General features: G+C 72.2%; 21 protein-coding genes and 1 pseudogene. 11 read left to right on the forward strand and 11 right to left on the reverse strand.

The window, feature by feature from the left end:
- Nucleotides 1–398: 398 nt before the first annotated feature.
- Both ACVW19_RS11705 and ACVW19_RS11710 read left to right on the forward strand, forming a co-directional pair.
- Complete coding sequence (locus tag ACVW19_RS11705; protein ID WP_457459043.1) at nucleotides 399–995, forward strand: dihydrofolate reductase family protein; 597 nt, start codon at nucleotides 399–401, stop codon at nucleotides 993–995.
- 72 nt (nucleotides 996–1,067) lie between these two features.
- Nucleotides 1,068–1,868, forward strand: a complete 801-nt coding sequence (locus ACVW19_RS11710; protein WP_457459045.1) for a sugar phosphate isomerase/epimerase family protein — start codon at nucleotides 1,068–1,070, stop codon at nucleotides 1,866–1,868.
- Here ACVW19_RS11710 and ACVW19_RS11715 read toward each other — a convergent pair.
- Nucleotides 1,852–2,811: an EamA family transporter gene (locus tag ACVW19_RS11715; protein WP_457459046.1), complete on the reverse strand. Its 960-nt coding sequence runs from the start codon at nucleotides 2,809–2,811 to the stop codon at nucleotides 1,852–1,854. The genes ACVW19_RS11710 and ACVW19_RS11715 overlap by 17 nt on opposite strands.
- An 89-nt stretch (nucleotides 2,812–2,900) precedes the next feature.
- On the opposite strand from ACVW19_RS11715, the gene ACVW19_RS11720 reads away from it, so the two are divergent.
- The 3 genes from ACVW19_RS11720 (at nucleotide 2,901) to ACVW19_RS11730 (ending at nucleotide 6,959) form a co-directional block, all read left to right on the forward strand.
- Nucleotides 2,901–3,833, forward strand: a complete 933-nt coding sequence (locus ACVW19_RS11720) for a LysR family transcriptional regulator (RefSeq protein ID WP_457459048.1) — start codon at nucleotides 2,901–2,903, stop codon at nucleotides 3,831–3,833.
- Nucleotides 3,834–4,226: 393 nt separating this feature from the next.
- Nucleotides 4,227–6,119 (forward strand): glycoside hydrolase family 3 protein, encoded by a 1,893-nt coding sequence (locus tag ACVW19_RS11725; protein WP_457459050.1) that lies wholly within the window; start codon nucleotides 4,227–4,229, stop codon nucleotides 6,117–6,119.
- Between the two features lie 198 nt (nucleotides 6,120–6,317).
- Nucleotides 6,318–6,959, forward strand: coding sequence for a hypothetical protein (locus ACVW19_RS11730; RefSeq protein WP_457459052.1), 642 nt, complete (start codon nucleotides 6,318–6,320; stop codon nucleotides 6,957–6,959).
- A 27-nt stretch (nucleotides 6,960–6,986) separates the two neighbouring features.
- Here the strand turns inward: ACVW19_RS11730 and ACVW19_RS11735 are convergent, their stop codons facing one another.
- The 3 genes from ACVW19_RS11735 to ACVW19_RS11745 form a co-directional block, all read right to left on the reverse strand.
- Nucleotides 6,987–8,453: a S28 family serine protease gene (locus ACVW19_RS11735; protein ID WP_457459054.1), complete on the reverse strand. Its 1,467-nt coding sequence runs from the start codon at nucleotides 8,451–8,453 to the stop codon at nucleotides 6,987–6,989.
- Between the two features lie 169 nt (nucleotides 8,454–8,622).
- Entirely contained in the window at nucleotides 8,623–9,009 is a 387-nt protein-coding gene (locus ACVW19_RS11740; RefSeq protein ID WP_457459056.1) for a hypothetical protein, read from the reverse strand.
- Between the two features lie 107 nt (nucleotides 9,010–9,116).
- Nucleotides 9,117–12,848 (reverse strand): ABC transporter ATP-binding protein, encoded by a 3,732-nt coding sequence (locus ACVW19_RS11745; RefSeq protein ID WP_457459058.1) that lies wholly within the window; start codon nucleotides 12,846–12,848, stop codon nucleotides 9,117–9,119.
- A 237-nt stretch (nucleotides 12,849–13,085) separates the two neighbouring features.
- Here ACVW19_RS11745 and ACVW19_RS11750 point away from each other — a divergent pair, with 237 nt between their 5' ends.
- Nucleotides 13,086–13,934, forward strand: a complete 849-nt coding sequence (locus ACVW19_RS11750; RefSeq protein ID WP_457459059.1) for an endonuclease I family protein — start codon at nucleotides 13,086–13,088, stop codon at nucleotides 13,932–13,934.
- 87 nt (nucleotides 13,935–14,021) lie between these two features.
- On the opposite strand, the gene ACVW19_RS11755 is transcribed toward ACVW19_RS11750, so the two are convergent.
- Nucleotides 14,022–14,303 (reverse strand): hypothetical protein, encoded by a 282-nt coding sequence (locus tag ACVW19_RS11755; RefSeq protein WP_457464561.1) that lies wholly within the window; start codon nucleotides 14,301–14,303, stop codon nucleotides 14,022–14,024.
- A gap of 17 nt (nucleotides 14,304–14,320) precedes the next feature.
- Nucleotides 14,321–14,587, reverse strand: a complete 267-nt coding sequence (locus ACVW19_RS11760; RefSeq protein WP_457459061.1) for a hypothetical protein — start codon at nucleotides 14,585–14,587, stop codon at nucleotides 14,321–14,323.
- Between the two features lie 130 nt (nucleotides 14,588–14,717).
- Here ACVW19_RS11760 and ACVW19_RS11765 point away from each other — a divergent pair, with 130 nt between their 5' ends.
- The 3 genes from ACVW19_RS11765 to ACVW19_RS11775 all read left to right on the forward strand — a co-directional run bounded on the left by ACVW19_RS11765 (nucleotide 14,718) and on the right by ACVW19_RS11775 (nucleotide 16,549).
- Entirely contained in the window at nucleotides 14,718–15,512 is a 795-nt protein-coding gene (locus tag ACVW19_RS11765; protein WP_457459063.1) for a helix-turn-helix domain-containing protein, read from the forward strand.
- A complete protein-coding gene (locus tag ACVW19_RS11770; RefSeq protein ID WP_457459064.1) occupies nucleotides 15,505–15,711 on the forward strand; it encodes a DUF397 domain-containing protein in 207 nt (68 codons plus the stop codon). Before ACVW19_RS11765 ends, ACVW19_RS11770 begins: the two co-directional genes overlap by 8 nt.
- A 115-nt stretch (nucleotides 15,712–15,826) precedes the next feature.
- On the forward strand, nucleotides 15,827–16,549 hold the full coding sequence (locus ACVW19_RS11775; RefSeq protein ID WP_457459066.1) for a hypothetical protein: 723 nt from the start codon (nucleotides 15,827–15,829) through the stop codon (nucleotides 16,547–16,549).
- 494 nt (nucleotides 16,550–17,043) lie between these two features.
- Here the strand turns inward: ACVW19_RS11775 and ACVW19_RS11780 are convergent, their stop codons facing one another.
- From ACVW19_RS11780 to ACVW19_RS11795, 4 genes and pseudogenes are all read right to left on the reverse strand, one after another.
- Complete coding sequence (locus tag ACVW19_RS11780) at nucleotides 17,044–18,276, reverse strand: MFS transporter (protein ID WP_457459067.1); 1,233 nt, start codon at nucleotides 18,274–18,276, stop codon at nucleotides 17,044–17,046.
- 83 nt (nucleotides 18,277–18,359) lie between these two features.
- A pseudogene (locus ACVW19_RS11785) lies at nucleotides 18,360–20,046 on the reverse strand (thiamine pyrophosphate-binding protein).
- On the reverse strand, nucleotides 20,043–21,023 hold the full coding sequence (gene speB, locus ACVW19_RS11790; RefSeq protein WP_457459069.1) for an agmatinase: 981 nt from the start codon (nucleotides 21,021–21,023) through the stop codon (nucleotides 20,043–20,045). Before speB ends, ACVW19_RS11785 begins: the two are co-directional and overlap by 4 nt.
- 56 nt (nucleotides 21,024–21,079) lie before the next feature.
- Nucleotides 21,080–22,540, reverse strand: a complete 1,461-nt coding sequence (locus tag ACVW19_RS11795) for a sodium:solute symporter (protein WP_457459071.1) — start codon at nucleotides 22,538–22,540, stop codon at nucleotides 21,080–21,082.
- Nucleotides 22,541–22,766: 226 nt separating this feature from the next.
- Here ACVW19_RS11795 and ACVW19_RS11800 point away from each other — a divergent pair, with 226 nt between their 5' ends.
- Nucleotides 22,767–24,299 (forward strand): PucR family transcriptional regulator, encoded by a 1,533-nt coding sequence (locus tag ACVW19_RS11800; protein WP_457459073.1) that lies wholly within the window; start codon nucleotides 22,767–22,769, stop codon nucleotides 24,297–24,299.
- A 128-nt stretch (nucleotides 24,300–24,427) separates the two neighbouring features.
- Entirely contained in the window at nucleotides 24,428–25,216 is a 789-nt protein-coding gene (locus ACVW19_RS11805; RefSeq protein ID WP_457459075.1) for a phosphatase, read from the forward strand.
- Here the strand turns inward: ACVW19_RS11805 and ACVW19_RS11810 are convergent.
- Complete coding sequence (locus tag ACVW19_RS11810; protein WP_457459077.1) at nucleotides 25,213–26,088, reverse strand: acyl-CoA thioesterase; 876 nt, start codon at nucleotides 26,086–26,088, stop codon at nucleotides 25,213–25,215. The genes ACVW19_RS11805 and ACVW19_RS11810 overlap by 4 nt on opposite strands.
- Nucleotides 26,089–26,120: the final 32 nt, after the last annotated feature.

Raw genomic sequence — 26,120 nt, forward strand, 5'->3', positions numbered from 1 at the left:
CCGCGCCGGGCCGCACCGGCCGCGCCGGCCGGACCGCAGCGGACGCGGGACGCGTGGGGTGCGGGACGGGTCGGGCGCGGGGGCGCACCAGCCGCGTCCAGCCACGCGGGCCGCACCGGCCACGCCGACCGCGCCGGGCCGTACCGGCACGCGCCGGGCCGCGCCGGGCCGCGCCGGGCCGCACCGGGCCGCACCGATCGCGCCGACCGCGCCGGGCGCTTCGGCCCCGCGGGCCGTCGGCCGCAGCGGTCTCGTCGACCGTGCGCGTCGTGTCGCGTCGTGCGCGTCGCGGTTTTTCCGGTGGGAGCGATGAGTTCGGCGGACAGCGTCGGTCTGCACTTCCGTCATCGCCCGAGCGAGCAGAGCGCGCAGGACGCGTAAGAGGAGCGGCAGCAGCCATGCGTATCGTGATCACCGAGTTCATCAGTCTCGACGGTGTCGTGCAGGCCCCCGGCGGCCCCGAGGAGGACACCGACGGCGGCTTCCGGCACGGCGGATGGTCGCACGCGTACTTCGACCCGGAGGTCCTCGGCGGCGCCTTCGACGCCTCGCTGGAGAAGGCCGACGCGCTGCTGTACGGGCGCCGCACCTGGCAGACGATGGCCGGGGCGTGGCCCCAGCAGGCCGGGGATCCCTTCGCCGACCGGATCAACAGCCTGCCGAAGTACGTCGTCTCCGGCACCCTGACCGAGTCCGACCTGACCTGGAACAACAGCCGGCTCATCCCCGGTGGGGAGGCCGTCGCCCGCATCCGGGAGCTGCGGGCCACCGAGGGCGGCGACCTCGCGATGATGGGCAGCCCCACGCTCGTCCGCACCCTGCTGGGTGCGGACCTGGTGGACGAGCTGCAGCTCGTCGTCATGCCGGTGATCCTGGGCGGCGGCAAGTCGATCTTCCCCGTCGACGGCGCGAAGCGCCCGTTCGAGCTGGTCCGGGCGACCACCGCGAAGTCGGGCGCCCAGGTGTGCGTCTACCGCAGGGCCGGCGAGGCCTGACACGGACCCGTGCGGGGGATCGGGGTGACGAGGGGGGAATCGCCGGCGGGTGTCGCGGGTAGGTCCGTGGACATGAAGCTGGCGTTCTCCACCCTCGGTGTCCCCGGCCTGCCCGTGACCGACGTGCTTCGCCTCGCGACCACGCACGGCTACCACGGCGTCGAACTGCGCGCCCACCCCGAGGAACCGGTCAACCCGGGCCTCACCCCCGACGAACGGGTCGAGGTCGCCGCCCGGTTCAAGGCGGCCGGCGTCGAGGTCCTGAGCGTCGCGGGATACGTCAGAGTCGCCGCGCCGGGCGAGGACGGCCCCGTCGTCGACGAGATCCGCGCCCTCCTCGACCTCGCCCGCGACCTCGGCGCCCCCTACGTCCGGGTCTTCCCCGGCGGCACCCCCGAGCAGACCCCCGAGGAGGCCGACGCGACGGCCGCCCGGCGCCTGGGCACGGCCGCCCGGTACGCCGGTGACGTCGGCGTCCGCATCCTGCTGGAGACCCACGACTCCCACCGCACCGGCGCCGACGCGATGAGGATCCTCGGCCTCGTCGGCCACCGTCAGGTGGGCGCCCTCTGGGACGTGATGCACACCTGGCTGGGCGGCGAACAGCCCGTGGAGAGCTTCGCGGCCCTCTCCCCCCACCTCGGCTACGTACAGGTCAAGGACATCGCCTCAGCCGACGACACGACGCCGCTCCCCCTCGGCGAGGGCATCCTGCCGCTGGCCGACTGCGTGGAGGTCCTCTCCCGCCACGGCTGGGACGGCTGGCTCTGCTGGGAGTACGAGAAGCGCTGGTACGAGCGGGCCGCCGACCTCCCCGGCCTGCTCGGCCCCGGCCACGCCCACCTCTCCCGCCTCCTCAACGAATCGGCTTGACCGACTCCCGGCCGGCGGATCCGCTCCCTCGGCCGGCGGGTTCCTCCCGCCGGCCGCCCGGTGCCCCCGCGCCCCGCTCCGTGCCCCGCCCCGGCCATGTGACCGACGCGAGCGCCACGCCCCCCACCAGCAGCGCCGCCGCGCACCACCGCAGCGGTGTCACCGGCTCGCCGAGGAACAGGGCCGCCGACGACATCCCGAAGACCGGCACCAGCAGGGAGAACGGCGCCACCGTCGACGCGGGGTGACGGCGCAGCAGCCACCCCCAGGTCCCGAAGCCGAACACGGTGGCGACCCAGGCGACGAACAGCAGCGCGCTCGCCCCCCGCCAGTCCAGTGAGCCCAGCGCCGCCAGGTCCCGCGAGGGGCCCTCCAGGAGCAGCGACAACGCCAGCAGCGGCAGCACCGGCACCGTGCTCACCCAGACCATGAAGTTCAGGGCGTCGTCGGGCGCGGCCCTGCGGGTCAGCACGTTCGAGACACCCCAGCAGGCGGCCGCCGCAACGACCAGGGCGAACGCGCCCAGGGGCCCCGAGGCGCCCTCGTCGACGGCGGCGACGCCGATCCCGGCCAGTGCCACCGCCATGCCCACGAGCCGGACACCCGCGGGCCGTTCACCGAGGAGCAGGAACGCGAACAGGGCCGTGAACACGGCCTGGATCTGGAGCACCAGGGAGGACAGTCCGGCCGGCATGCCCGCGTCCATGCCGACGAACAGCAGCCCGAACTTGGCCACCCCGAGGGCGAGCCCCACCCCCACGATCCACTTCCACGCCACCTCGGGGCGCCCGACGAAGAACACGGCCGGCAGTGCCGCCGCGAGGAAGCGCAGGGCGGAGAACAGCAGCGGCGGGAAGTGGTCGAGGCCGATCTCGATGACGACGAAGTTCACGCCCCAGACGGCGGTGACGAGAACGGCGAGCAGGACGTGGGAAGGTCGCATACGTCGAGGATCACCGCCGGAACCCTTCAGTACCAGCGACGATTCCTGCATGGTGGGATGAAGCACCGCTTACCGATCGGGGAGCCGTCATGCTCGACCTCCAGCGTCTGCGCGCCCTGCACGCCGTGTCCGTCCACGGCACCGTCGGGGCCGCCGCCGTGGCGCTCGGGTACACCTCCTCCGCCGTCTCCCAGCAGATCGCCAAGCTGGAGCGGGAGACCAGGACGGTGCTGCTGGAGCGGGAGGGCCGGGGCGTGCGGCTGACCGACGCGGCGTACCACCTCGTCGCCACCGCGCAGGAGTTGCTGGCGATCGTGGAGCGGGCGGAGACCGAGCTGGAGGAGCGGCGCGGGGTGCCGTCCGGGCGGCTGACCGTCGCGGCCTTCCCGTCGGCGGCGCGTGGACTGATGCCGTCCGTACTGGCCGATCTGGCCGTGCGCCATCCCGCGCTCGACGCCCGGATGACCGAGGTCGACCCGCACCTGTCCGTGGACCTGGTGGCCAAGGGGGCGGTCGATCTCGTCGTCGCGCACGACTGGGACATCGCGCCGCTGCCCGCCCCCGCGGGCGTGGAACAGGCGGTCGTCGGGGACGACCTGTGCGACCTGCTGGTGCCGAGCGGGCATCCGTTCGCGGGGCGCGGCGCGGTACGGCGGGAGGAACTGGGCGGCGAGCGGTGGATCTGCCAGCCGCCGGGGCGGGTCTGTCACGAGTGGCTGGTGCGCACCCTCCGGGCCGCCGGGCACGAGCCGGAGATCGTGCACCAGGCGGACGAGAACCCGACCCTGGTCGCCCTGGTCGCGGCCGGGCTCGGTATCGCGCTGATCCCCCGGCTCGGGCGCGGTCCGCTGCCCGAGGGGGTGGTGGAGGTGCCGCTCGACCCGATGCCGGTACGGCACGTGTACGCGCTGTGGCGCACCGGAGCGGCCCGCCGCCCGGCGATCGCGGAGACCGTCCGCGCCCTGCGCGCCCACTGGCCCGCCGTCTCGGGGCACCGGCCTCCCGTGCCCCAGGAGTCCTAGTCGTCCCCGCCCTCGCCGTCGTCCCCGTCGTCCCCGTCGTCCCCGGGTCCGGACGTCCGCACCAATCCGAGATTTCCGCCCGTACCCGGGAACCCCGGCCCGCCCCCTCCCGTCCAATGCGCGGACTGCCGGAGGAGTCTCCGCGGTGCGGTGTCGGCCACTCGCCACTGGCTGCGATCGCCGACCCACCCTCTCCGCCGCGTCGCGGCCGGCAGCACCGCCGTCACCGGCGCGCGCCCCCTCCCAGCGCGCCGGTGGCGGCCCCTCCCGCGCATCACCCGCTCGCCCGTGCCGCGCACTCCCTTGACTGGCAGAAACTTCCCGGATATTGGTGGCGTCCTGGAAGTTTCCTTCAGCGGATTCCGCCGCGTACCACCTCCCAAAGGAGCGCACGTGCCCGACAGCAGCACGGGAAACACGGGAAGCACGGGAAGCACAGCAGGCACGGGAAGCACGTCAAGCACCGCACGTCCGTCCAGACGTACCGTCCTCGCCGCGACCGCGGGCGTCACCACCGCCCTCGCGGCCGGTGGCACCGCGCACGCGGCCGGCGCGCCCGCCGCCTCTCCCGGCTCCCCCGACGACAGAAAGCTCCGCGCCCTCATCTCCCGGATGACCCTGGAGGAGAAGGTCGGCCAGCTGTTCGTGATGCGCGTCTACGGCCACTCCGCCACCGACCCCGACCAGGCGGACATCGACGCCAACCTCAAGGAGATCGGCGTGCGCACGGCCGCCGAACTGCTGGAGAAGTACCGGGTCGGCGGCATCATCTACTTCGCCTGGGCGCACAACACCCGCGATCCGCACCAGATCGCCGGACTCTCCAACGGCATCCAGAAGGCGTCCCTCGGCCTGCCGCGCGGGCTGCCGGTGCTCATCTCCACCGACCAGGAGCACGGCATCGTCGCCCGCGTCGGCGAGCCGGCGACCCTGTTCCCCGGGGCGATGGCGATCGGCGCGGGCGGTTCCCGTTCCGACGCGCGCACCCTGGGCCGGATCGCCGGGCGGGAACTGCGGGCCCTGGGCATCCGTCAGGACTACGCCCCGGTGGCCGACGTGAACGTCAACCCGGCCAACCCGGTCATCGGCGTACGGTCCTTCGGCTCCGAGCCGGACGCGGTGGCGGCGATGGTCGCGGCCGAGGTCTCCGGGTTCCAGCGGTCGGGGGTCGCGGCGACCGCCAAGCACTTCCCCGGGCACGGCGACACCGCCGTCGACAGCCACACCGGCTTCCCGGTGATCACCCACAGCCGTGAGCAGTGGGAGCGGCTGGACGCGCCGCCGTTCCGGGCGGCGATCGCCGCGGGCATCGACTCGATCATGACGGCCCATCTGATGGTCCCGGCACTCGACGACTCCGAGGACCCGGCCACCCTCTCCCACCCGATCCTCACCGGCATCCTGCGCGAGGAACTGGGGTACGACGGGGTCGTGGTCACCGACTCCCTCGGCATGGAGGGCGTACGGACCAAGTACGGCGACGACCGGGTGCCGGTGCTGGCGCTGAAGGCGGGCGTGGACCAGCTGCTCAACCCGCCGTCCCTGGACGTGGCGTGGAACGCCGTCCGGAAGGCCGTCCAGGACGGCGAGCTCACCGAGGAGCGGCTCGACGAATCGATCCTGCGGGTGCTGCGGCTGAAGGCGAAGCTGGGCCTGTTCAAGGACCCTTACGTGTCCCCGGGCGGCGTCGACCGCGCCGTCGGCACCCGGGCGCACCTGGCCTCGGCCGACCGGATCGCCGAACGCACCACCACCCTGCTGGTCAACGAGGAGCGCCTGCTGCCGCTGTCCCGGCGCAGGCAGCCGAAGCTGCTGGTGGTCGGCGCCGACCCGGCCTCCCCGTCCGGTACGACGGGTCCGCCGACCGGGGTGCTCGCCCGGGCGCTGACCGAGCTGGGCTTCACGGCCACCGCCCTGTCCACCGGGACGGCACCGTCCGCGGCGACGATCGCCAAGGCCGTGGCCGCCGCGCGGGACGCGGACGCCGTGGTCGTCGGGACGTACAACGTCTCGGCGACCAGCAGCCAGCGGACCCTGGTCGAACAGCTCCTGGCGACCGGCCGGCCGGTGGTCGCGGTGGCGATCCGCAACCCGTACGACGTGGCCCACCTGCCCGCCGTACCGGCGTGTCTGGCGACGTACTCCTGGACCGACGTCGAACTGCGGGCGGCGGCCCGGGTGATCGCGGGCAAGGTGGAGCCGCGCGGGAAGCTGCCGGTGCCGGTGCAGCGCGCGGACGACCCGGCGACGGTGCTGTACCCCGTCGGGCACGGGCTGACGTACTGACCGGCCGACCCGTACGGAGCGGCTGACCCTTACGGGCCCGGCCGACCCGTACGGACGCGTACGGGCGCATGGACGTAGCGCCGGTACGCCACACACCCGACACACCGTCACCGACATGCGCAAACTATCCCGTATGTCTGGCGTGACCCGCCCCGGCGGGTCACGCTGGACGGGGGTTTTCGGGGGATGGTGACGCGCATGAGGAGTTCCCTGGGAGCGGTGTGCGCACTCGCCGCCCTTGTCACGGCGCTGTCGACCGGATGTCAGAGCGCGCTCGGCGGTACCGGGGAGGACGGCCGCCCGGGCGAGCGGCGGACGGCGACGGAATCGCCCACGCCGACCCGGACCTCCGGGTACGGGGCGGTGTTCCTCGACGTCGACGAGTGCAGTTCGTTCGGCCGGACCAGTTTCACCGAGGTGTCCTGCGACGGTGAACGGGCGGCGGCCCGGGTCGTCGCCCGCCACGACGGGACCGTGCGCGACGGGCCGCGCTGCCCGGCCACCACGGACTTCGTGCTGCACATCAGCGAGCAGCACCCCTCCTTCGACGAGGACGGCGACGGGACGGTGCCGCGCGGCTACGCCTGCATGCGCAACCTCCAGCCGCCGCACCCCGGCGATCCCGGCGGCGGGGGCGGCCCGCGCACCGTCGTCGGCGACTGCGTCTACGGCCTGCCCGACGGGAAGGTCCGCGAGACGGCCTGCGACGGCGAGGGGAAGCACAAGCCGGAGTACAGGGTGACCGAGGCCGTGGACGCCAAGTCGCGGTGCCCGGCGTCCACGGCCCTCTTCGTCCGGCTCGGCGGCGCCACACCGGTGGGCTGCGCCCACCCGGTGTGAGCCGCCCTACGGGCCTCTACGGAGTCCCTACGGGCGCAGGGCCGGTTCCCGCTCCACGTCCCGCCGGTCCAGCTTGGCGTCGAACGCCGCCAGCGGCTTCGCCTCGGCCGGGTTCTCGCGGACCGCGGCCGGCGCGACGCCCGCCCAGTCGAGGATGCGGGCCGTCGCCAGCGCCTTCTCCTCGCCGGCCAGGCCGGCCACGTTGGCGCCGTGGTTCATGCCGGGAGCGGTCAGCACGTAGGAGTCGCGCGCGCCGTGCCCGAGCCGGAACGGCTCGGCGCCCCACGGGTCGTTCTCGCCGTAGACGAACAGCATGTGCCGGGCGTTGTGCCGCACCCAGGTGTCGACGTCCCGCATGGCCCGGTGCTCGAACTTCATCGGGATCGAGCGGGGGACGAAATTGCGGGGCGGCTGGTAGCCGTACCGGACGTACTTCTTCTCGATGTGCGGGAAGCGGATGGTCGGCGCGCCGAGCTGCGTACCGGCCTGGTAGTAGTACGGCGTGTACGGGCTGAGGCCCTGGTCGGTGTAGAACGAGAAGCCGGAGATCGTGTCGACCGAGGTCCAGATCTCGTCGTCGGTGGCGTTCTTCGCGTCCGCCGGGATCTGCTCGCAGTCCGCCACCGTGCCGTACTGCCAGAAGCCCCAGACGTAGTCCAGGACGACCGCCTCGTAGGCGCGGTCCAGGCTGCCGACGGTGTCGAAGGTGTAGCCGTCCTCGGCGGCGAGGGCCGCGTACTTCTTCACCAGCGACGCCCGGCGCACCAGCGCCTCGCGCTGCACCGCGTTCAGCCGGTCGCGGCACTCCTTGGTGCCGACCTTCGCGAAGAAGCGGTCGTAGGCGGAATCCTCCCTGTTCACCACGTCGTTGGGGGCGACGTAGGCGACGACACCGTCCATGTCGCGCGGGTGGAAACGCTCGTAGTAGGTGGCGGTCATGCCGCCTTTGGAACCGCCGGTGGAGATCCACTTCTTGGAGTAGATCCCCTTCAGCGCCTCGAAGACGCGGTGCTGGTCACTGGCGGCCTGCCAGATGTCCAGCTTGGACCAGTCGGCCGGCTCGGGGCGGGACGGGGTGAAGAAGCGGTACTCCAGGGAGACCTGGTTGCCGTCCACGATCTGGGTGGGCTCGCTGCGGCGGGGCGTCGTCGAGACGTGGTAGCCGCCGGTGAAGAAGACGGTCGGCCGTGCGACGTCCTTGTGCAGCACGGTGATCCGCTGCTGGAACGTGCCTTGGGAAGGCCGACGGTGATCGACCGGCTGGGTGTACTCGAGGACGAAGAAGCGGTACCCGGTGTACGGCTTCTCCTCGACCAGGCTCATGCCCGGTATGGAGAGCAGTCTCTCCTTGATGTCGGTGCTGTCGGAACTTTCCGTGGTGCTGTCAGCGGTACTGCCGACGGCCCGAGGCTCGGCGGCGGTGGCCGCGCTCGCCGCGCTCACCGTGCCGATGAGCATCGTGAGCGTGAGCAGCCATCTGAGCGCCTTGCGCATGCGCACTCCCCTGTGAGACAGATGTGCGCCGGAAGGTAGCGGACCAACTCGCCCGAGCACCAGGGGACATGGGGGAAACCCTGTGTACGGAGGGGACAAAGGCCCTACGCGGGGCAGGGAGTTGGAGGAAAAAGCGGATGCGAGCCGGGACTCGGGCGCGGGGCCGTGGTCAGCACAGGATCCAGCCGGAGCTGACCGAGCCGCCGCCCACCCGTCCCTTCACCCAGACGCAGCGGCGGCCGGCGTGCACGGTGACCGGGCCGGCGTAGCGCGTGTAGCGGCCCTCGTCGACGACCGGCCGGCCGCCGCGTGCCCGGATGCTCACCGACATCGTCCGCTTGCTGCCGGGCTTCTTGGCGAGGGTGACCGCGCAGAGGTAACCGCCGCGCTTGTGGACGACCACGGTGCCGGTGGAGAACGGCAGGGTGCGCACCTTGCGCCCCGCACAGCGCCCCGCGGCCTGCGCGTCGCCCGGTGCTGCCGCGACGAGCAGCCCCGACGCGGTCAGCACCGCCAGACCCAGCGCGAGCCGCCGCCTTATCGCTCCACTGCCCACTGCCGCTCCTCCCCCGGACCGGACCGCACCCCGCATCTGCCGCATCCGCCGCGCACAACGGCGTATGCGGGTACGGACGCCTGGCGTACCGCGAATGGTTGCGTGGGTCAGCGGCCGGCGCCGACCGGCTCCTCCGGTTCGGCCTGCCCGATGAAGGTCCGCCACAGCTCGGCGTACCGCCCGTCGCGGGCCAGCAGCTCCTCGTGGGTGCCGTCCTCCGCGACCCGGCCGCGGTCCATGACGACGACCCGGTCGGCGCGGGCGGCGGTGGTCAGCCGGTGTGCGACGACCAGCGTCGTCCGCCGCCCCGCCAGCCGGTCCGTCGCCTGGTTGACCTGCGCCTCGGTGGCCAGGTCGAGCGCGGCGGTGGCCTCGTCGAGCAGCAGGACGTCCGGGTCGACCAGTTCGGCGCGGGCCAGGGCGATCAGCTGGCGCTGTCCGGCGGAGAGGTTGCGGCCGCGTTCGGCGACCTCGTGCAGATAGCCGCCCTCCAGGGTGGCGATCATCTCGTGCGCCCCGACCGCGCGGGCCGCCGCCTCGACCTCGGCGTCGCCGGCGTCCGGGCGGCCGTAGGCGATGGCGTCGCGGATCGTGCCCGGGAAGAGGTAGGCCTCCTGCGGGACCACGCCGAGCCGGTGCCGGTAGGCGGTGAGGTCGAGGTCCCTGAGGTCGGTGCCGTCGACGGTGACCCTGCCCCCGGTGGGGTCGTAGAACCGGGCCACCAGCTTGACCAGGGTGGACTTCCCGGCGCCGGTCTCGCCGACGAACGCGACGGTCTGCCCGGCGGGGATGCGCAGGTCGATGCCGCTGAGCGCCTCCTCCTCGTCCCCGTAGGCGAAGTGCACGTCCTCGAAGGCGATCTGCCCGCGCAGGGAGGGCACGTCGAGGGGTTCCGCGGCGTCCTCGGTGGACGTCGGCTCCCGGAGCAGTTCCTGGATGCGGCCCAGGGAGACGGTCGCCTGCTGGTAGCCGTCGAAGACCTGGGAGAGCTGCTGCACCGGAGCGAAGAACAGGTCGATGTAGAGCAGGTACGCCACCAGCGTGCCGATCGCCAGCGTCCCGTTGTCGACCCTGGCCCCGCCCACGATCAGCACCGCCGCCGCGGCCGACGAGGCCAGGAACTGCACGAACGGGAAGTACACCGAGATCAGCCACTGGCCCCGGATCCGGGCGGCACGGTAGTCGGCGCTGCGCTCGGTGAACCGCCGGTTGCCGTGCCCCTCGCGCCCGAAGGCCTGCACGATCCGCAGCCCGGACACCGACTCCTGGAGGTCGGCGTTGACCGTCGACACCCGTTCCCGGGCCAGTTCGTACGCCTTGACGCTGGCCCGGCGGAAGAAGAACGTGGCGACGATCAGCGGGGGCAGGGTGGCGAAGACGACCAGGGCGAGCTGGAGGTCGATCGCCAGCAGGACGCCCATGATGCCGAAGAAGGTGACCACCGAGACGAACGCGGTGACCAGGCCCGTCTGCAGGAACGTCGACAGGGCGTCGATGTCGGTGGTCATCCGGGTCATGATCCGGCCGGTCAGCTCGCGCTCGTAGTAGTCGAGGCCGAGCCGCTGGAGCTGGGCGAAGATCTTCAGCCGCAGCGAGTACAGCACGCGTTCGCCGGTGCGTCCGGTCATCCGGATCTCGCCGATCTGCGCGGCCCACTGGGCTACCACGGCGAGCAGGCCGAGCAGGGCGGCCGCCCAGACCGCGCCGAGGGCGGCCCGGGTGACGCCGTCGTCGATGCCGTGCCGGATCAGCACCGGCAGCAGCAGGCCCATGCCCGCGTCCACGGCGACCAGCCCGAGGCTGATCAGCAGGGGCAGGCCGAAGCCGCGCAGCAGGCGGCGCAGGCCGTAGGACTCCTCCCGCCGGACGGCCCGGCTCTCGTCGACGTCGGGGACGTCGTTCGCCGGGGGCAGGGCCGCGACCTGGGCGAGCAGCTCGGGGGTGGCCGGGCTGTCGGCCAGGGCGGTGTCCTTGGGTTCGCGGTCGCCGGTCCACAGGCGGGGGGTGACCCCGCGTTCGGCGTCGAACTCGGCGTCCAGCTCCGCGCGGACCGAGGTGTCCTCCGGGCGGTCCTCCTGGGGCGCGGCGGGCGGGATGTGCCCCGGGGAGACGCCGCCCAGCTCGTCGGGGTCGGTGAGCAGTCGGCGGTAGAGGGCGGAGCGCCGCTGGAGCTCGTCGTGGGTGCCGATGTCGGCGAGCCGGCCGCCGTCGAGGACGGCGATGCGGTCGGCGAGGTTGAGGGTGGAGCGGCGGTGGGCGATCAGCAGGGTGGTGCGGCCGCGCATGACCTGGGCCAGCGCCTCGTGGATCTCGTGCTCGACGCGGGCGTCCACGGCGGAGGTGGCGTCGTCGAGGACCAGCAGGCGCGGGTCGGTGAGGATCGCGCGGGCGAGCGCGACGCGCTGGCGCTGGCCGCCGGAGAGGGTCAGGCCGTGCTCGCCGACCGTGGTGTCGTAGCCGTCGGGCAGTTCCGTGATGAACCGGTCGGCCTGGGCCGCGCGGGCGGCGGCCACGATCTGCTCCTCGGTCGCGTCGGGGCGGCCGTAGGCGATGTTGGCGCGGACGGTGTCGGAGAAGAGGAAGGAGTCCTCCGGTACCAGTCCGATGGCGGCCCGCAGCGACTCGGTGGTCAGCTCCCGCACGTCGTGCCCGCCGACGAGGACGGCGCCGCCGGTGACGTCGTAGAACCGCGGCAGGAGCAGGGAGACGGTGGACTTGCCGGAGCCGGAGGCGCCGACGACGGCGAGGGTCTCGCCGGGGCGGATCTCGAAGGAGAGGCCGCTGAGGACGGGGTGTCCGGGCTCGTAGCCGAAGGAGACGTCGTCGAACTCGACGGTCGCGGGGGCGTCGGCGGGGAGTTCCTTCGTGCCGTCGGCCAGGGACGGCTCGGTGTCGATCAGCTCCAGGACGCGCTCGGTGCCGGCGCGGGCCTGCTGGCCGACGGTGAGGACCACGGCCAGCATCCTGACCGGGCCGACGAGCTGGGCGAGGTAGGTGGAGAACGCGACGAACGTGCCCAGGGTGATGCTGCCGCGCACGGCCAGCCAGCCGCCGAGCGCGAGCATCGCCACCTGGCCGAGGGCGGGGACGGCCTGGAGGGCCGGGGTGTACTTGGAGTTCAGGCGGATGGTGCGCAGCCGCCCGGCGAACAGCCGCCGGCCGACCTCGCGCAGCTTCCCCGTCTCCTGCTCCTCCTGCCCGAAGCCCTTCACCACGCGGACGCCGCCGACGGCGCCGTCGACCACGCCGGCGACGGCGGCGGCCTGGGCCTGGGCGTACCAGGTGGAGGGGTGCAGCCGGGTGCGGCTGCGTCTGGCGATCCACCACAAGGCGGGCGCGACGGCGAGGGCGACGCCCGTGAGCGGCAGCGACAGCGACGCCATGATCCCCAGGGAGATCAGGAACAGCAGGATGTTGCCGATGGTCATCGGCAGCATGAAGAGCAGACCCTGGATCAGCTGGAGGTCGCTGGTCGCCCGCCCCACGACCTGCCCGGTGGACAGCTCGTCCTGGCGGCGGCCGTCGAGCCGGGTGATCGACCGGTACATCTCGGTGCGCAGGTCGTGCTGCACGTCGAGGGCGAGCCGGCCGCCGTAGTAGCGGCGGACGTAGGTGAGGACGTAGACGACGAGCGCGGCACCGATCAGGGCGCCCGCCCAGGGCATCATGGCGCGGCTGTGGTCGCCGATCACGTCGTCGATGATCACCTTGGTGACCAGCGGGACCAGCGCCATCACGGCCATGCCCCCGAGGGAGGCGCCCAGGGCCAGGACGACGTCCTTGGGATAGCGCCAGGCGTATCCGGTCAGTCGCCGTGCCCATCCCTGTTGCGGTGTCACGCGGGTGCCCTCCGGTTCTGCTGATCCGATCGTCCTGATCTACCGGAAGGCTCCAACGCCCACGGAGCCGGATTTCATCCCTCCGCAACATTCGGAGCGGAGTGGCCGGTGCCCGGACGGGGGCGTTCCTCCCGAAGGACGTCACGCAATCGACACGTCATGTACATTCCTGCGATCTCATGTCCATGTCACGATGCGGAGACCCTCATTCAACCCGCGTAGATCGGACACCCCCACATGCTCGCGATACGCATGCGCACCCGGCGTCGGAAAGCGGTGGCGTTCGCCACGGCCGCCGTCCTCACCGCCCTCGCCGCGCCCGCCCTGACCGCCACCCCGGCCACGGCGACGACCACCGGGACGACCGTGGCGACGGCCACGGCCGCCTCGACCACGGACTACGACTCGACGTACTACAAGAACGCGGTCGGCAAGACGGGCCCCGCCCTGAAGTCCTCGCTGCACACGATCATCAGCAGCCAGACGAAGCTGTCCTACTCGGCCGTCTGGGACGCCCTGAAGGCCACCGACCAGGACCCGAACAACAGCAACAACGTGATCCTGCTGTACTCGGGGGTCTCCCGCGCCAAGTCCCTCAACGGCGGGAACGTGGGCAACTGGAACCGCGAGCACGTGTGGGCCAAGTCCCACGGAGACTTCGGCACCGCCACCGGCCCCGGCACCGACATCCACCACCTGCGCCCGACGGACGTCCAGGTCAACAGCGTCCGCGGCAACAAGGACTTCGACAACGGCGGCAGCGCCGTCGCGAACGGCGGCGGCAGCCGCACCGACTCCGACTCCTTCGAGCCGCGCGACGCCGTCAAGGGCGACGTGGCCCGCATGATCCTCTACATGGCGGTCCGCTACGAGGGCGGCGACGGCTGGGCCGACCTGGAGCCCAACAACAACGTCAACAACGGCAGCGCCCCCTACATGGGCAGGCTCTCCGTACTGAAGGCGTGGAACGAGCAGGACCCGCCGGACGCCTTCGAGAAGCGCCGCAACCAGGTCATCCACGACTCCTACCAGCGCAACCGCAACCCGTTCATCGACCACCCGGAGTGGGTCGAAGCGATCTGGTAGCCCCTCCTCCCCGGTTCCCCGTGGTGCCCGGCGACACCGCCCCGGGCACCACGGGTGCACTCCCCGTCCGCGCCGCCCCGGCCGCCGTCACCGCTCGGCCACGCCACCGCGGGCGCCGCGGGCGCCCCGGCTCTCGGCGATCCGCCGGACGTCCGTCAGCGCCTCGCACATGCACCCGAGCAGGTACCGGAGCTGCTCGGCGGTCGTACGCCGGTCGGCCAGCAGGTCGGCGGCGTGCTCCAGGAGGTCACCGGCCATCCCGAGCTGCACGCGCTCGATGCCGTCGGCCACGCGGGACAACGGGCCGGTCCCGTCGGTGACCAGATAGCAGGGCTTGCCCTCCTCCCCCACCCACGGCAGCAGACGCATCTCACCGCTCCCGTCCCTCACGCCGCCACCTCCACCCCGTGCACGGCGAGCCGCAGCACACGGCGTCCCGCCCGGCGCTCGTGAGCCACGAGGTAGGGGCGGACCATGGCGTTGTCCTCGCCTCGGAGGACACAGGAGTCGTCACGCCCCACGGCCGGCGGTGCGGCGTCGGCAGCGGGCGCCTGCGGAACCACCACCGGGGAGGCGACTCGCCGGTGCTGTCCCCGGCTGGGCCACAGAAGGTGGAGCAACGGCTCGACGAGCCGGGCGATGCGGTGGTTCATGTCGTCAGCACCTCGGGTTCCGTGAAGGCGTCGCCATGTGTAGCGACCCGCTCACAGAGTGAGACGCCTGCCGATAGGCTCGCCAGAGGTGAGCTGGTGACAGAGCTTTCGCCACAGGGAGGTTGACGGATTGGGCACCATCTACGGCGACTGGCTCAAGGCGCAGCGCGAGGCCGCGGGGCTGACGCAGCAGCAACTGGCCGACATGGCCATCATGACGCGCTCGCACATCGCCCACATCGAGGCGGGTCGCCGGGTGCCGTCGAAAGAGGACGCGCGTCGACTCGACGGGGAGCTGGGCACGGGGGACGTGCTGAGCAGCTTCCTGCCTCAGGAGGACGTGGCGGCGGCCGACTACTTCGAAGCAGTACGGCTGCTCGAACAACAGGCAGTCGTGATCCGCGAATTCGCCCTGTCGTACATGCCGGGCATTCTCCAGACGAAAAAGTACGCGCGCGCGGTCCTGCGTTCGGCGTTCCCTCCGGTGAGCGACGAGCAATGTGACAGGCGCCTTGTCACACGCCTTGAACGCTCGAAGCTTCTCGAAGACCCGGTCACGCCCGTGGTGTGGGCGCTGCTCGACGAGGCAGTGCTCCGACGCCCGGTGGGCGGCAAGCACGTCATGGCGGAGCAACTCATGCATCTCGCGCGTCTCGCCGAGGCCGGACGCATCCGCGTGCATGTGATGCCGTTCGGCGTGGGGCTTCATCCGCTGATGGACAGCATGCTCACTCTGATGTGGTTCGAGGACCAGCCGCCGGTGGCATACAGCGAGGGCCTACGGATGGGGCGACTGCACGACTCCCCGTCCGCCGTCCGTGAGTTGCAGCATCGCTACGATCTCGCACTGAGCGACGCACTGTCGTTGAAGGAGTCACTCACCCTACTCAGGGCCATTGCGAAGGACTACGGACACCATGACTGACCGGACCACAGCAGGCACCCCGACGATGGGTGGCTGGCGCAAGTCGTCCTACAGCGACCCCAACGGCGGCAGTTGCCTTGAGGTGCTCGATGGTTACCGCTGCGGCGTACCCGTGCGGGACTCCAAGGTGCCGGACGGGCCGGTGGTGGTCTTCTCCGTGACCGGGTGGGCGTCGTTCATCACCACCCTCCAGCAGTGACCCCCCTCGTGAAAACCGTGAGCACATCCGCCCCAACTGTCCAGATGTCACTCATTTGAGCGCCTGAGTGACACTTCCCCGCCAACTGCTCACGGTTTTCGGCAAGGGTGCCACCATGAGCCCGCACCCCAGCCCCAACCCCCACAGCACGGGGCAGGTGATCAGCACCGTGCGCGCCCTCCTGCGCGCCGAGGGCCTGAACGTGCCCCTGTCCGCCATCGCCCGGAACTGCGGCACCACCCGCAACTTCCTCTACCAGAACTGGAAATCCGTCACCGCGCTGCATCTGCACGCACTGCAGGCCGAACTCGCGGACGCCTTCGCCGCGGCGGACCGCGCCTGCCCGAGCGACGGCACCGTCCCGGGCATCACCAAGCACCTGACGGAAGTGGTCCGCACCATCCGCCGTCACCCGACCACAGCCGCCGTCGCCCGCTCCTCCCCCAAGGAATTCGCGGCAGCGCACACAGCCCTCGACGGACCGCTGATGGGAATCGCGACGAACCGCATCAACGATCTGCTCCATCCCCTCTGCCCGCACGGCGGGATCTGGGGCGATCGCGCACTGGCCTCCAGGCCCTGGAAGATCCTCTGGATCGCCCGCCCCGCCGCCCTCTGCCCCGAAACCGTCGGCGACCGACTCCGCGAGGACACCCTGGACAACGCCTTCACCGGCCTGCTCAGCGACCTGTCGGAGCCCTGGGCCTCCCGCATGGGCGGCCTGTCAGCGGGCGTCGCCAGGCGGGGCTCACCCCCTCTGTCATCGCCCCAGGCCGAGGGGGCGCTGAGGTGGCCGGCCGACGGAACCCAGACGATGACGCGGGAACACTCGGCGTAGTCGTAGAAGCCGGTGGTCACCGGACTCTGCGGTGCCATACGGTTCGGTCCACCAGGATTTCCTGGTGGACCGAACCGATGGCCGAGTGGATCAGTCCGTTACGTACCCTTCAGTCCACTGATCCTCGTCCACTCCGTATTCCTCGACGTAGAAGCATTTCGGCTCGTCACTGAAGCCCGGGAGCTGCCGGGCTCGATCGACACGATCGCGAGCCGCTTCTCTGCTCGAATAGGTTCCGAGCAGCTTCACGTCGTCTCCGGCCTCTTCGTCTGCCCAGAAGTCATCAGGTTCCTCGAAGTGGTGAACCTTCGCGCCTTGCCCAGCTTGATGATGCACATGCCAGAGCAAGTAGACCTTGGGGGGGACCAGCCATCTCGTTCTCCAGCCCTTCCAGCGTTGCCAGTTGCGCGACAGATACTTGCGAACCTTGTTGTAGATCGAGCCGGGGCTCTTCTCATACGGCGGACGGTAGCCAGCATCGGTGGCATGAGGGGCTACCGGGCGCGGGCCACGAAGGGGCGGGAGAGGACGGTGACGATGATGGACAGCATGGCCAGGGCGGTGATCGTGGGGCCGGGGTCGAGGTGCAGGGCGATGCCGCCGGCGAGCGCGGCTCCGATGCCCTGCCAGGTCATCCGGCCGGCGGACTCCACGCCCTGGACCTGGCCGCGGACCGGGTCGGGGGTCAGCGCGAGCAGCTGTTCCTGGAGCGGCAGGGTGGCGGCGAACCCGGCACCGGCGACGAACACCGCTGCTGCCGCGACCATGGTGGGCGGGTGGGCGGCGAACAGCAAGTACGGCGCGGCGAGCAGCAGCCGCAGGGCGAACGCGCAGCGGCGTCGCCGGTCGGCGGTGAGCAGTCGCCCGACCGTCAGGTCTCCGAGGAGCATGCCGGCCGAGCCTGCGGCCAGGAGGACACCGGCCTGCTCCGGGTCGTAGGAGATGAACAGCGCCTCGCAGCCGACGATCAGGCCGTTGGGCACCCACAGGTTCAGCAGCAGCGCACGCCTGCCGGGGTGGGAGAAGAGCTCGACGTTGGTCGTCCAGGTCCGGCGCAGTCCGGGGCGGGGATCGGGACGGCCCGGATCGGCCGGGCGGCGGGTCGAGTGCTCCCGGACGGTCGTCGCCACGGCGACCAGCCCGAGTCCGGTCAGGGCGGCGGCGACGGCGAAGACCTCGTGCGGGCTCAGGTGTCGCAGCAGGAGGGCGCCGACGGCGTAGCCGAGAACGGCCGTGCCGCCCGAGGTGATGTTCATCAGCGACCGCGCGAGCACGTACGCGGAGGCCGGTACGACTTCGGCGAGCAGTCCCATCCGCGCTCCGGCGCCGAGGGACTGGAAGAACCCCAGCACCAGGAGGAGCCCGAACCGGGCGGCCAGGGGCAGCCCCGGAACCGCCTGCGCCGCGACGCCCGCCAGGGAGACGCACTGGAGCGTGACGAGGGTGCGGCGAGGGCGCCTCCCGTCCGCGACCGACATCAGTGTCAGTGCGCCGAGCACCGTGGCGAACGTGGCGCCGTACATGCTCACGGCCGTCAGGAACGGGGACCCGGTCCGCTCGTCGACCAGCGTGCCGAGTGCGAAGCCGGACAAGGTGCTCGCGGCGACCGTCAGCGTGAAGCTGACGTACAGGCCGGTGAACTCACGGTTGCGGAGCAGGGCGCGGTAGCCGGTGGTGGGGGGCGCGGTGGAGGGGGAAGTGGGTGCGGAAGTGTCGTCGGAGGGCATGAAAAAAGCCTCCGGACGCACCCGCTGGGGGAGCTCCGGAGGCCAACTCGCATATTTTAACAGGGGGTTCGGACGGTAACCGCTCAATCCAGGTGGGTCGGGGCGAACATGCGCAGGAGGGCCGGGAGGACGACCACGGACGGGCCCGGGGCGGCCAGGGCCTGGGTCAGGTCGTGCTCCAGGGTTTCGGGGGTGGTGCGTACGGCCGGGACGGCGAAGGACTCGGCGAGGGCGACGTAGTCCGGGCGGGTCAGTTCCGTGGCCGTGGGCTCGCCGAAGGTGTCGGTCATGTACTCGCGGAGGATGCCGTAACCGCCGTCGTCGACGATCAGCCAGGTGACGTCGAGGTCGTACTGGCGGGCGGTGGCCAGTTCGGCGAGGGAGTACAGGGCGCCGCCGTCCCCGGAGACCGCCAGGACCGGGCGGCTGGGGTCGGCGACCGCCGCGCCGAGGGCGGCCGGGAAGCCGTAGCCGAGGCCGCCGGGCGCCCTGGGCGGAGTGCAGGTGGTTGGGGCCCTTGGCGTCGAAGGCGGACCAGGCCCAGTAGGCCAGGATCGTCATGTCCCAGAAGGAGGGCGAGGTGGCGGGCAGGGCTCGGCGGACCGCCGTCAGCACCTGCTGTTCCAGGGTGAGTTGCTGGGACGCGATGCGTTCGGCGACCTTCGACAGCAGGGTGCGGACGCGTTCCGGTGCCGTGGTGTCCTCGCGTGGCTCCGCCGTCTCCAGCAGGGCCTGGAGGGCGAGGCGGGCGTCCGCGTGGATGCCGAGCGCCGGGTGGTTGGACTCCAGCTTGCCGAGGTCGGCCTCGATCTGGACGATCCGGCCGCGCGGCGTGAACGTGTGGTAGTTCGAGGAGAGTTCGCCCAGTCCGGAGCCCACGACCAGGAGGACGTCGGCGTCCTCCAGGAAGTCCGTCGTGTGGCGGTCCTCCAGCCAGGACTGGAGCGAGAGCGGGTGGGTCCAGGGGAAGGCTCCCTTGCCGCCGGGGGTGGTGACCACCGGTGCCTGGATCAGCTCGGCGAGCCGGCGCAGCTTGCCGGAGGCGTCCGCGCGGACCACTCCCCCGCCCGCGATGATCGCCGGGCGGGCGGCGTTCGACAGCAAGTGGGCGGCCACCGCCGTCAGTTCGGGGCGCGGGGGCAGCTCGTCGGGGGTGGCGTCCATGGCCGTCACCTGCGGCAGGGTGGTCTCCGCGAGCAGGACGTCCTGCGGGATCTCGACCCACACCGGGCCGTGCGGCACCGTCAGGGCCGACTTCCAGGCCGCCGTGATCGCCGACGGGATCTGGGACGCGGTGCGCACCGTGTGGACGGACTTGACCACGCCCCGGAACGAGGCCGACTGGTCGGGCAGTTCGTGCAGGTAGCCGTGGCGGCCACCGCCCAGCCCCGCCGTCGGGATCTGGCTGCTGATCGCCAGGACGGGGGCGGAGGCGGCCGCCGCCTCCTGGAGCGCGGGCAGCGAGGTCAGCGCACCCGGCCCGGTCGAGAGCAGCAGGGGCGCCGCCTCACCGGTGATCCGGCCGTACGCGTCCGCCGCGAAACCGGCGTTGTTCTCCACCCGCAGGCCGATGTACCTGAGGTCGGAGCGGCGCAGGGCGTCGAACATGCCGAGGGCGTGCTGGCCGGGCAGGCCGAAGACGGTGGTCGCACCGAGCCCGGCCAGGGTCTCCACGACCAGGTCGCCGCCGTTGCGGCCGGGGGGAGGGTTGAGCGCGGCCTCCGTCTGGGCCGGCGTCGGGCGCAGCACCAGGTCGTGGTCGTGGGTCACTTGGCCGTGTCCTCCTTGCGCGCCGCGGCGATCTGGCGGGTCATGATCGTGGTCAGTTCGTAAGCGGTGTGGGAAGCCGCCACCGAGGTGATCTCCGCGTGGTCGTATGCGGGGGCCACCTCGACGATGTCCGCCGAGACGAGGTTGCAGGACGCCAGACCGCGCAGGATCTCGAGCAGTTCGCGGGAGGTCATGCCGCCGGCCTCGGGGGTGCCGGTGCCGGGGGCGTGGGCCGGGTCCAGGCAGTCGATGTCGATGGAGATGTACAGCGGGCGGTCGCCGATGCGCTGGCGCAGCTGGTCGGCGACCTCGTCGGCGCCCCGGCGGTAGACGTCCGCGGAGGTGACGATGCCGAAGCCCATCTTCTCGTCGTCGGTGAGGTCCTGCTTGCCGTAGAGCGGGCCGCGGATGCCGACGTGGGAGAGGGCGGAGGTGTCGAGGATGCCCTCCTCCACGGCCCGGCGGAAGGGGGTGCCGTGGGTGTACTCGGCGCCGAAGTAGGTGTCCCAGGTGTCCAGGTGGGCGTCGAAGTGGAGCAGGGCGACCGGGCCGTGCTTCTTGGCGACCGAGCGGAGCAGCGGCAGCGCGATGGTGTGGTCGCCGCCCAGGGTCATCAGGCGGGCGCCGGTGCCGAGGAGGTCGTCGGCGGCGGCCTCGACGGTCTCCACGGCCTCGTTGATGTTGAACGGGTTCACGGCGATGTCGCCGCCGTCCGCGACCTGGGCGAGGGCGAAGGGGGAGGCGTCCTGCGCGGGGTTGTAGGGGCGCAGCAGCCGGGACGCCTCGCGGATGGCGTTGCCGCCGAAGCGGGCGCCCGGCCGGTAGGAGACGCCCGAGTCGAACGGCACGCCCACCACGGCGACGTCGGTGCGGCCGACCTCGTCCAGGCGGGGCAGCCGGGCGAAGGTCGCGGGGCCCGCGTACCGGGGGACGCGGGAGGAGTCGACGGGCCCGCGGGGCGTCTCGTTGCTGCTCATGGGGACTGCCTTCTTTCCTGCGTTTCGTCGCGTATGTTCCTGCCTGCCCTGTGACTCTACTGGGAGACGGGGACCTCTTCGGACACGGGTTCGGGGGCGCGGCCGGCCAGGCGTTCCCGCCAGGCGGCGAGGACGGCCTCGTCGGTGGGCCTGGTCGCCAAGGAGACGACGACGTAGACCGTGAGGGAGGACAACAGGCCGTAGAGGATGGGCTCGTTGGCCAGGATGCCGTAGGTGGCCATCAGGCCGATGACCGCCAGACCGCCGACGGTGACGGCGGCGAGGGCGCCCTGCGCGGTGCCGCGCTTCCACAGCAGTCCGCCGAGGATGGGCACGAGGAGCCCGCCGACGAGCAGGTTGTACGCCACGGTGAGCGCCTCGACGACGTTGTTCAGCGCGATCGCCGTGCCGATCACGGCGAGGCCCATGAGGAGGATGAAGGCACGGTTGCCCTTGACCTCGTCGCGGTCGGTCCCCGGGGCCTTGGTGAGCCCGCGCAGCCGCGACCAGATGTCGTTGTTGGCGACGGTGGCGCAGGCGATCAGCGCGCCGGAGGAGGTCGACATCACGGCGGCGAGCGCGGCGGCCAGCACCAGTCCGCGCACCCCCATGGGCAGTTCGTCCTTGACGATGGTGGCGAAGGCGTCGTCGGCGCTGCCGAGGTCGGGGTAGAGCACCTTGGCGGCGGTGCCGATGACGGCGCCGGCGAGGGCGTAGACGAGGCAGTAGGTGCCGGCGACGGTGCCGCCCCACTTGGCGGTGCGGTCGCCGCGGGCGGTGAACACGCGCTGCCAGATGTCCTGGCCGATCAGCATGCCGAACGTGTAGATCAGCACGTAGGTGAAGATGGTCTCGCCGCCGATGCCCAGCGGGTCGAAGTACTCGGTGGGCAGCTGCGCCTTCATCTCGCTGAAGCCGCCCGCCTTGACCACCGCGATCGGCAGCAGCAGGAGCAGCACACCGATCGTCTTGACGACGAACTGCACCATGTCGGTCAGGGTGATCGACCACATGCCGCCGAGCGTCGAGTAGGCGACCACGACGGAACCGCCGAGGATGATCGCGAGGGTGCGGTTCATGTCGAACAGGACGTCGAAGATCGTGGCGTAGGCGATGGTCGAGGTGACCGCGAGCATCAGGGTGTACGCCCACATGACGACACCGGAGATGACGCCGGCCCTGCCGCCGTAGCGCAGGTCGAGCATCTCGGAGACGGTGTAGACCTTCAGGCGGGCGATGCGGGCGGAGAAGAAGATGGAGAGGGCCAGCAGGCCGAGGCCGATGGCGAAGACCATCCAGGCGCCGGAGAGGCCGTACTTGTAGCCGAGGCCCACGCCGCCGATGGTGGAGGCGCCGCCGAGGACGATGGCTGCCATGGTGCCCGAGTACATGAGGGGGCCCAGGCGGCGGCCCGCCACCAGGAACTCGCTCTTGGACTTGGCACGGCGCATGCCCCACCAGCCCATGGCCAGCATGGCGGCCATATAGAAGACGATGACCAGGTAGTCGACGGCCATGAGGGCCTCCTTCGCGCACTGTCGTCGGGGGGTCGTGCAGCTGGAAGTTGTCCGGTGGCTCGTCGCGGGGTGCGCGGGATGCGGCGGGGTTCCGCGTGATGCGTCGCGAAAACGTCCGCCCGTACCCGAGGGCTGCCGGTCGGACCCGACACTAGGTGGCCGGAAAGCGACTGCGAAGTGTACGTTTCATCCATTCCGAACGAACGGGATGGAGGAAACATCCATCATGTCGGACCCCACGGTGCCGCCCACGCCCCCGGTGCCCCTGGACGCGCTCCTGGCTCGGGAGGATCTGGGCCTGCGCCGGGTCGCCGGGCCCTCGGACCCCGGCATCGTCGTGCACTGGGCGCACACCTCGGAGATGGCGGACCCGTACCCGTATCTGCTGGGCGGGGAGCTGCTGCTGTCGGCGGGGGTGCACATCCCGGACGGGGCGGGCCCGGGGTACTTCGACGCGTACGTCTCCCGGATCGTGGCGGCGGGCGGGGTGGCCCTGGGCTTCGGTCTGGCGCCGGTGCACGACACGGTGCCGGAGGCGCTGGCCGCCGCCTGCGACCTCCAGGGGCTGCCGCTGCTGGAGGTGCCGCCGCGGACCACGTTCTCCGGGGTGGCCCGCGCGGTGTGGCAGCTGATGGCGCAGGCCCGGCTGGCGGAGCTGCGCCGGGTGACGGAGGCCCACCAGAGCCTCGCGTCCGCCGCCGCCCGCCCGAACCCGGTACCGGCCGTGCTGCACCAGCTCTCCCGCCGGCTGGACGGCCGGGCCGTGCTGTTCGGCCCGGAGGGCACGGAACTCGCCGCGGCGGGCCGTGACCAGGGCGAGGAGATCGGGACGGCTCTGGCGCGGCTGGCCCGGGTGGTACGGCCGACGGGTACGGACCGGCGGCCGGCCCCGGCACCCGGCGGCGGCCCCGGCCGCCCCGGGCCCGCCTCCGCCACCGACACGCTCGCCGGGGTCCGGCTGACCGCGTACGCGCTCGGTGCCGGTCACGGGTTCGTGCTCGGCGTCGCGGCCGGACGGCCGGACTCCGGGGACCACACCATCGCGTCCGTGGCCGCCGTCCTGCTCGCCCTGCTGACCGGTGAGCAGCAGAGCGGTACCGGCGCGGCCCGCTCCGCCGCGCTCGTACGGCTGCTGCTGGGGGGCGAGCCGGAGGACGTGGCGCCGTTGCTCGGCGGGGAGCGGTGGCGGGTCGTGCACGCACGGCCGGACGCGCAGGGCCCGGACACGCATGCCTCGAACGCGCAGGCCCCGGACGCCCTGGCGGCCTCCGCGCTCGGTGCCGCGCTCGGGTCGGCGCTGGTGGATCCGGCGGGCGGGGTCGTGCGGGTGCTCGTCCCCGCCGGACGGGAGCCCCGGGCGCAGCCGGGCTGGACCCTGGGTGTCAGCGCCGCCGTCGGCCCGCGGGACTGGCCCGCGGCCGACACCCAGGCGGCCCGCGCCCTGGCCCGGGCCCGCGCCACCCGGGCGCCGCTCGCCACGCACGGCGCCCGCCCCGCGCTGGACGACCTGGTCGCCCCGGCGGACGCGGACGCCCACGCCCGCCTGCTGCTCGCCCCCGTCGAAGGCACGCCCGCCCTCGTGGACACCCTGCGCACCTGGCTCTCCCTGCACGGCAGTTGGGACCGCACCGCGGTGGCCCTGTCCGTGCACCGCAACACCGTGCGGCAGCGGATCGCACGGTGCGCGGCCCTGCTGGAGACGGACCTGGACGACCCGGACGTACGCATGGAGCTGTGGTTCGCCCTGCGCCGCACCTGAGTACCCGGCACCACCGGCCCGGGCCGGGCACACTGAGCATCCGTACGGAGCCGTCCGAGTAGGTGACGCACGTCCCAGGGGGCGATACCCCGGGGACGCACACAGGGCGCTGCTCCACAATGGGAGGCATGCCGATACCCGGGACACCCAGCCGCGCCGAACTCCTCCTCCACCTCACCGCCACGCGCATCGCGGGCGAGGTCGCCACGCCGCGTGAGAACAACCTCTCCCACTACCGCAAGCTGGCGAACGGCGACCGCCATTTCTGGCTCGGCCTGGAGCTCGGCGACCGTTGGAGCGACGAGCAGGACGTGCTCGCGGTGATGGCGGAACGGGTCGGGGTCAGCGACGACGCCGAACACCGGTACGGCCAGGACACCATCGACCCGGAACTGACCGTGGCCGCCCTGGAGCGGATGGCGGGGCGGCTGCGCAAGGCGGCGGACGGCCGGCAACGGGTGCTGTTCGCCACCGGCCACCCCGGCGGCCTGCTCGACGTGCACCGCGCCACGGCCGCCGCGCTGCGGACCGCCGGCTGCGAGATCGTGGTGATCCCGGACGGGCTGGCCACGGAGGAGGGGTATGTGATGCAGTTCGCGGACGTGGCGGTGCTGGAGCACGGTGCCACGCTGTGGCACACCCACTCCGGTGAGCCGATGAGGGCCATCCTCACCGCCCTGGAGCGGGAGGGCCGCCCGCTGCCCGACCTGGTCGTCGCCGACCACGGCTGGGCGGGGTACGCGGGACAGCACGGCGTCGACTCCGTGGGCTACGCCGACTGCAACGACCCGGCGCTGTTCCTCGCGGAGGCCGAGGGCACCGTCCAGGTGACGGTCCCCCTCGACGACCACGTGGTCAGCCCCCGCCACTACGACCCGATGACGGCGTACCTGCTGGCGGAGGCGGGGCTGGTCTAGGACCTGTCCCGCGGGACGCGGACCACGCCCTCCTGGATGACCGAGATCGCGAGGCGGCCGTCCTGGGTGTATATGCCGGCCTGGCCGAGGCCCCGGCCGCCGTGCGCCGACGGGGAGTGCTGGTCGTACAGCAGCCACTCGTCGGCGCGGAACGGGCGGTGGAACCACATGGCGTGGTCGAGGGAGGCCCCGACCACGTCGCCCACCGCCCAGCCGCCCCGGCCGTGGGCGAGCAGCACCGAGTCCAGGAGCGTCATGTCGGAGACGTACGTGGCGAGGACGACGTGCAGCAGCGGGTCGTCGGTCAGTTTGCCGTTGGTGCGGAACCACACCTGGGAGTGGGGTTCACGGGGCTCTCCGAAGCGGCCGTAGGGCGGCTCGTCGACGTAGCGCAGATCGACCGCGGCGCGGGCCTCCAGGAAGCGCTCGACGACGTCGGGGTCGAGGTGGCCGTAGCCGCGGACCCGTTCCTCGGAGGTGGGGAGCGTGGCCGGGTCCGGCGCGGGCGGCATCGGCTCCTGGTGGTCCAGGCCCTCCTCGTACGTCTGGAAGGACGCGGAGAGGTGGAAGATCGGCTGGCCGTGCTGGACCGCGACGACCCGGCGGGTGGTGAAGGAGCGGCCGTCGCGGATCCGGTCGACGGTGTAGACGATGGGCGCGCCGGGGTCGCCGGGGCGCAGGAAGTACGCGTGCAGGGAGTGCGGGGGCCGGTCCGCGGGGACGGTCCGCCCGGCGGCGACCACGGCCTGCGCGGCGACCTGCCCGCCGAAGACGCGGGGGACGACGACGGAGCGGGACCGGCCGCGGAAGATGTTCTCCTCGATCTGCTCGAGGTCGAGCAGATCGAGGAGTTCCTGGAGTGCCTGACTCATGGGGTCAGTTGTATACGTCGGGGATTTCGCGT

The organism is Streptomyces sp. TE5632 (assembly GCF_054061295.1).

Coding starts and splice junctions, on each gene's coding strand:
- ACVW19_RS11715 (WP_457459046.1), bottom strand. CDS start 2,811: ATGCGACCTTCCCACGTCCTGCTCGCCGTTCTCGTCACCGCCGTCTGG.
- ACVW19_RS11775 (WP_457459066.1), top strand. CDS start 15,827: ATGAGCCCGCACCCCAGCCCCAACCCCCACAGCACGGGGCAGGTGATC.
- ACVW19_RS11810 (WP_457459077.1), bottom strand. CDS start 26,088: ATGAGTCAGGCACTCCAGGAACTCCTCGATCTGCTCGACCTCGAGCAG.
- ACVW19_RS11735 (WP_457459054.1), bottom strand. CDS start 8,453: ATGCGCAAGGCGCTCAGATGGCTGCTCACGCTCACGATGCTCATCGGC.
- ACVW19_RS11795 (WP_457459071.1), bottom strand. CDS start 22,540: ATGGCCGTCGACTACCTGGTCATCGTCTTCTATATGGCCGCCATGCTG.
- ACVW19_RS11760 (WP_457459061.1), bottom strand. CDS start 14,587: ATGAACCACCGCATCGCCCGGCTCGTCGAGCCGTTGCTCCACCTTCTG.
- ACVW19_RS11730 (WP_457459052.1), top strand. CDS start 6,318: ATGAGGAGTTCCCTGGGAGCGGTGTGCGCACTCGCCGCCCTTGTCACG.
- speB (WP_457459069.1), bottom strand. CDS start 21,023: ATGAGCAGCAACGAGACGCCCCGCGGGCCCGTCGACTCCTCCCGCGTC.
- ACVW19_RS11805 (WP_457459075.1), top strand. CDS start 24,428: ATGCCGATACCCGGGACACCCAGCCGCGCCGAACTCCTCCTCCACCTC.
- ACVW19_RS11780 (WP_457459067.1), bottom strand. CDS start 18,276: ATGCCCTCCGACGACACTTCCGCACCCACTTCCCCCTCCACCGCGCCC.
- ACVW19_RS11750 (WP_457459059.1), top strand. CDS start 13,086: ATGCTCGCGATACGCATGCGCACCCGGCGTCGGAAAGCGGTGGCGTTC.
- ACVW19_RS11720 (WP_457459048.1), top strand. CDS start 2,901: ATGCTCGACCTCCAGCGTCTGCGCGCCCTGCACGCCGTGTCCGTCCAC.
- ACVW19_RS11800 (WP_457459073.1), top strand. CDS start 22,767: ATGTCGGACCCCACGGTGCCGCCCACGCCCCCGGTGCCCCTGGACGCG.
- ACVW19_RS11705 (WP_457459043.1), top strand. CDS start 399: ATGCGTATCGTGATCACCGAGTTCATCAGTCTCGACGGTGTCGTGCAG.
- ACVW19_RS11755 (WP_457464561.1), bottom strand. CDS start 14,303: ATGCGTCTGCTGCCGTGGGTGGGGGAGGAGGGCAAGCCCTGCTATCTG.
- ACVW19_RS11770 (WP_457459064.1), top strand. CDS start 15,505: ATGACTGACCGGACCACAGCAGGCACCCCGACGATGGGTGGCTGGCGC.
- ACVW19_RS11710 (WP_457459045.1), top strand. CDS start 1,068: ATGAAGCTGGCGTTCTCCACCCTCGGTGTCCCCGGCCTGCCCGTGACC.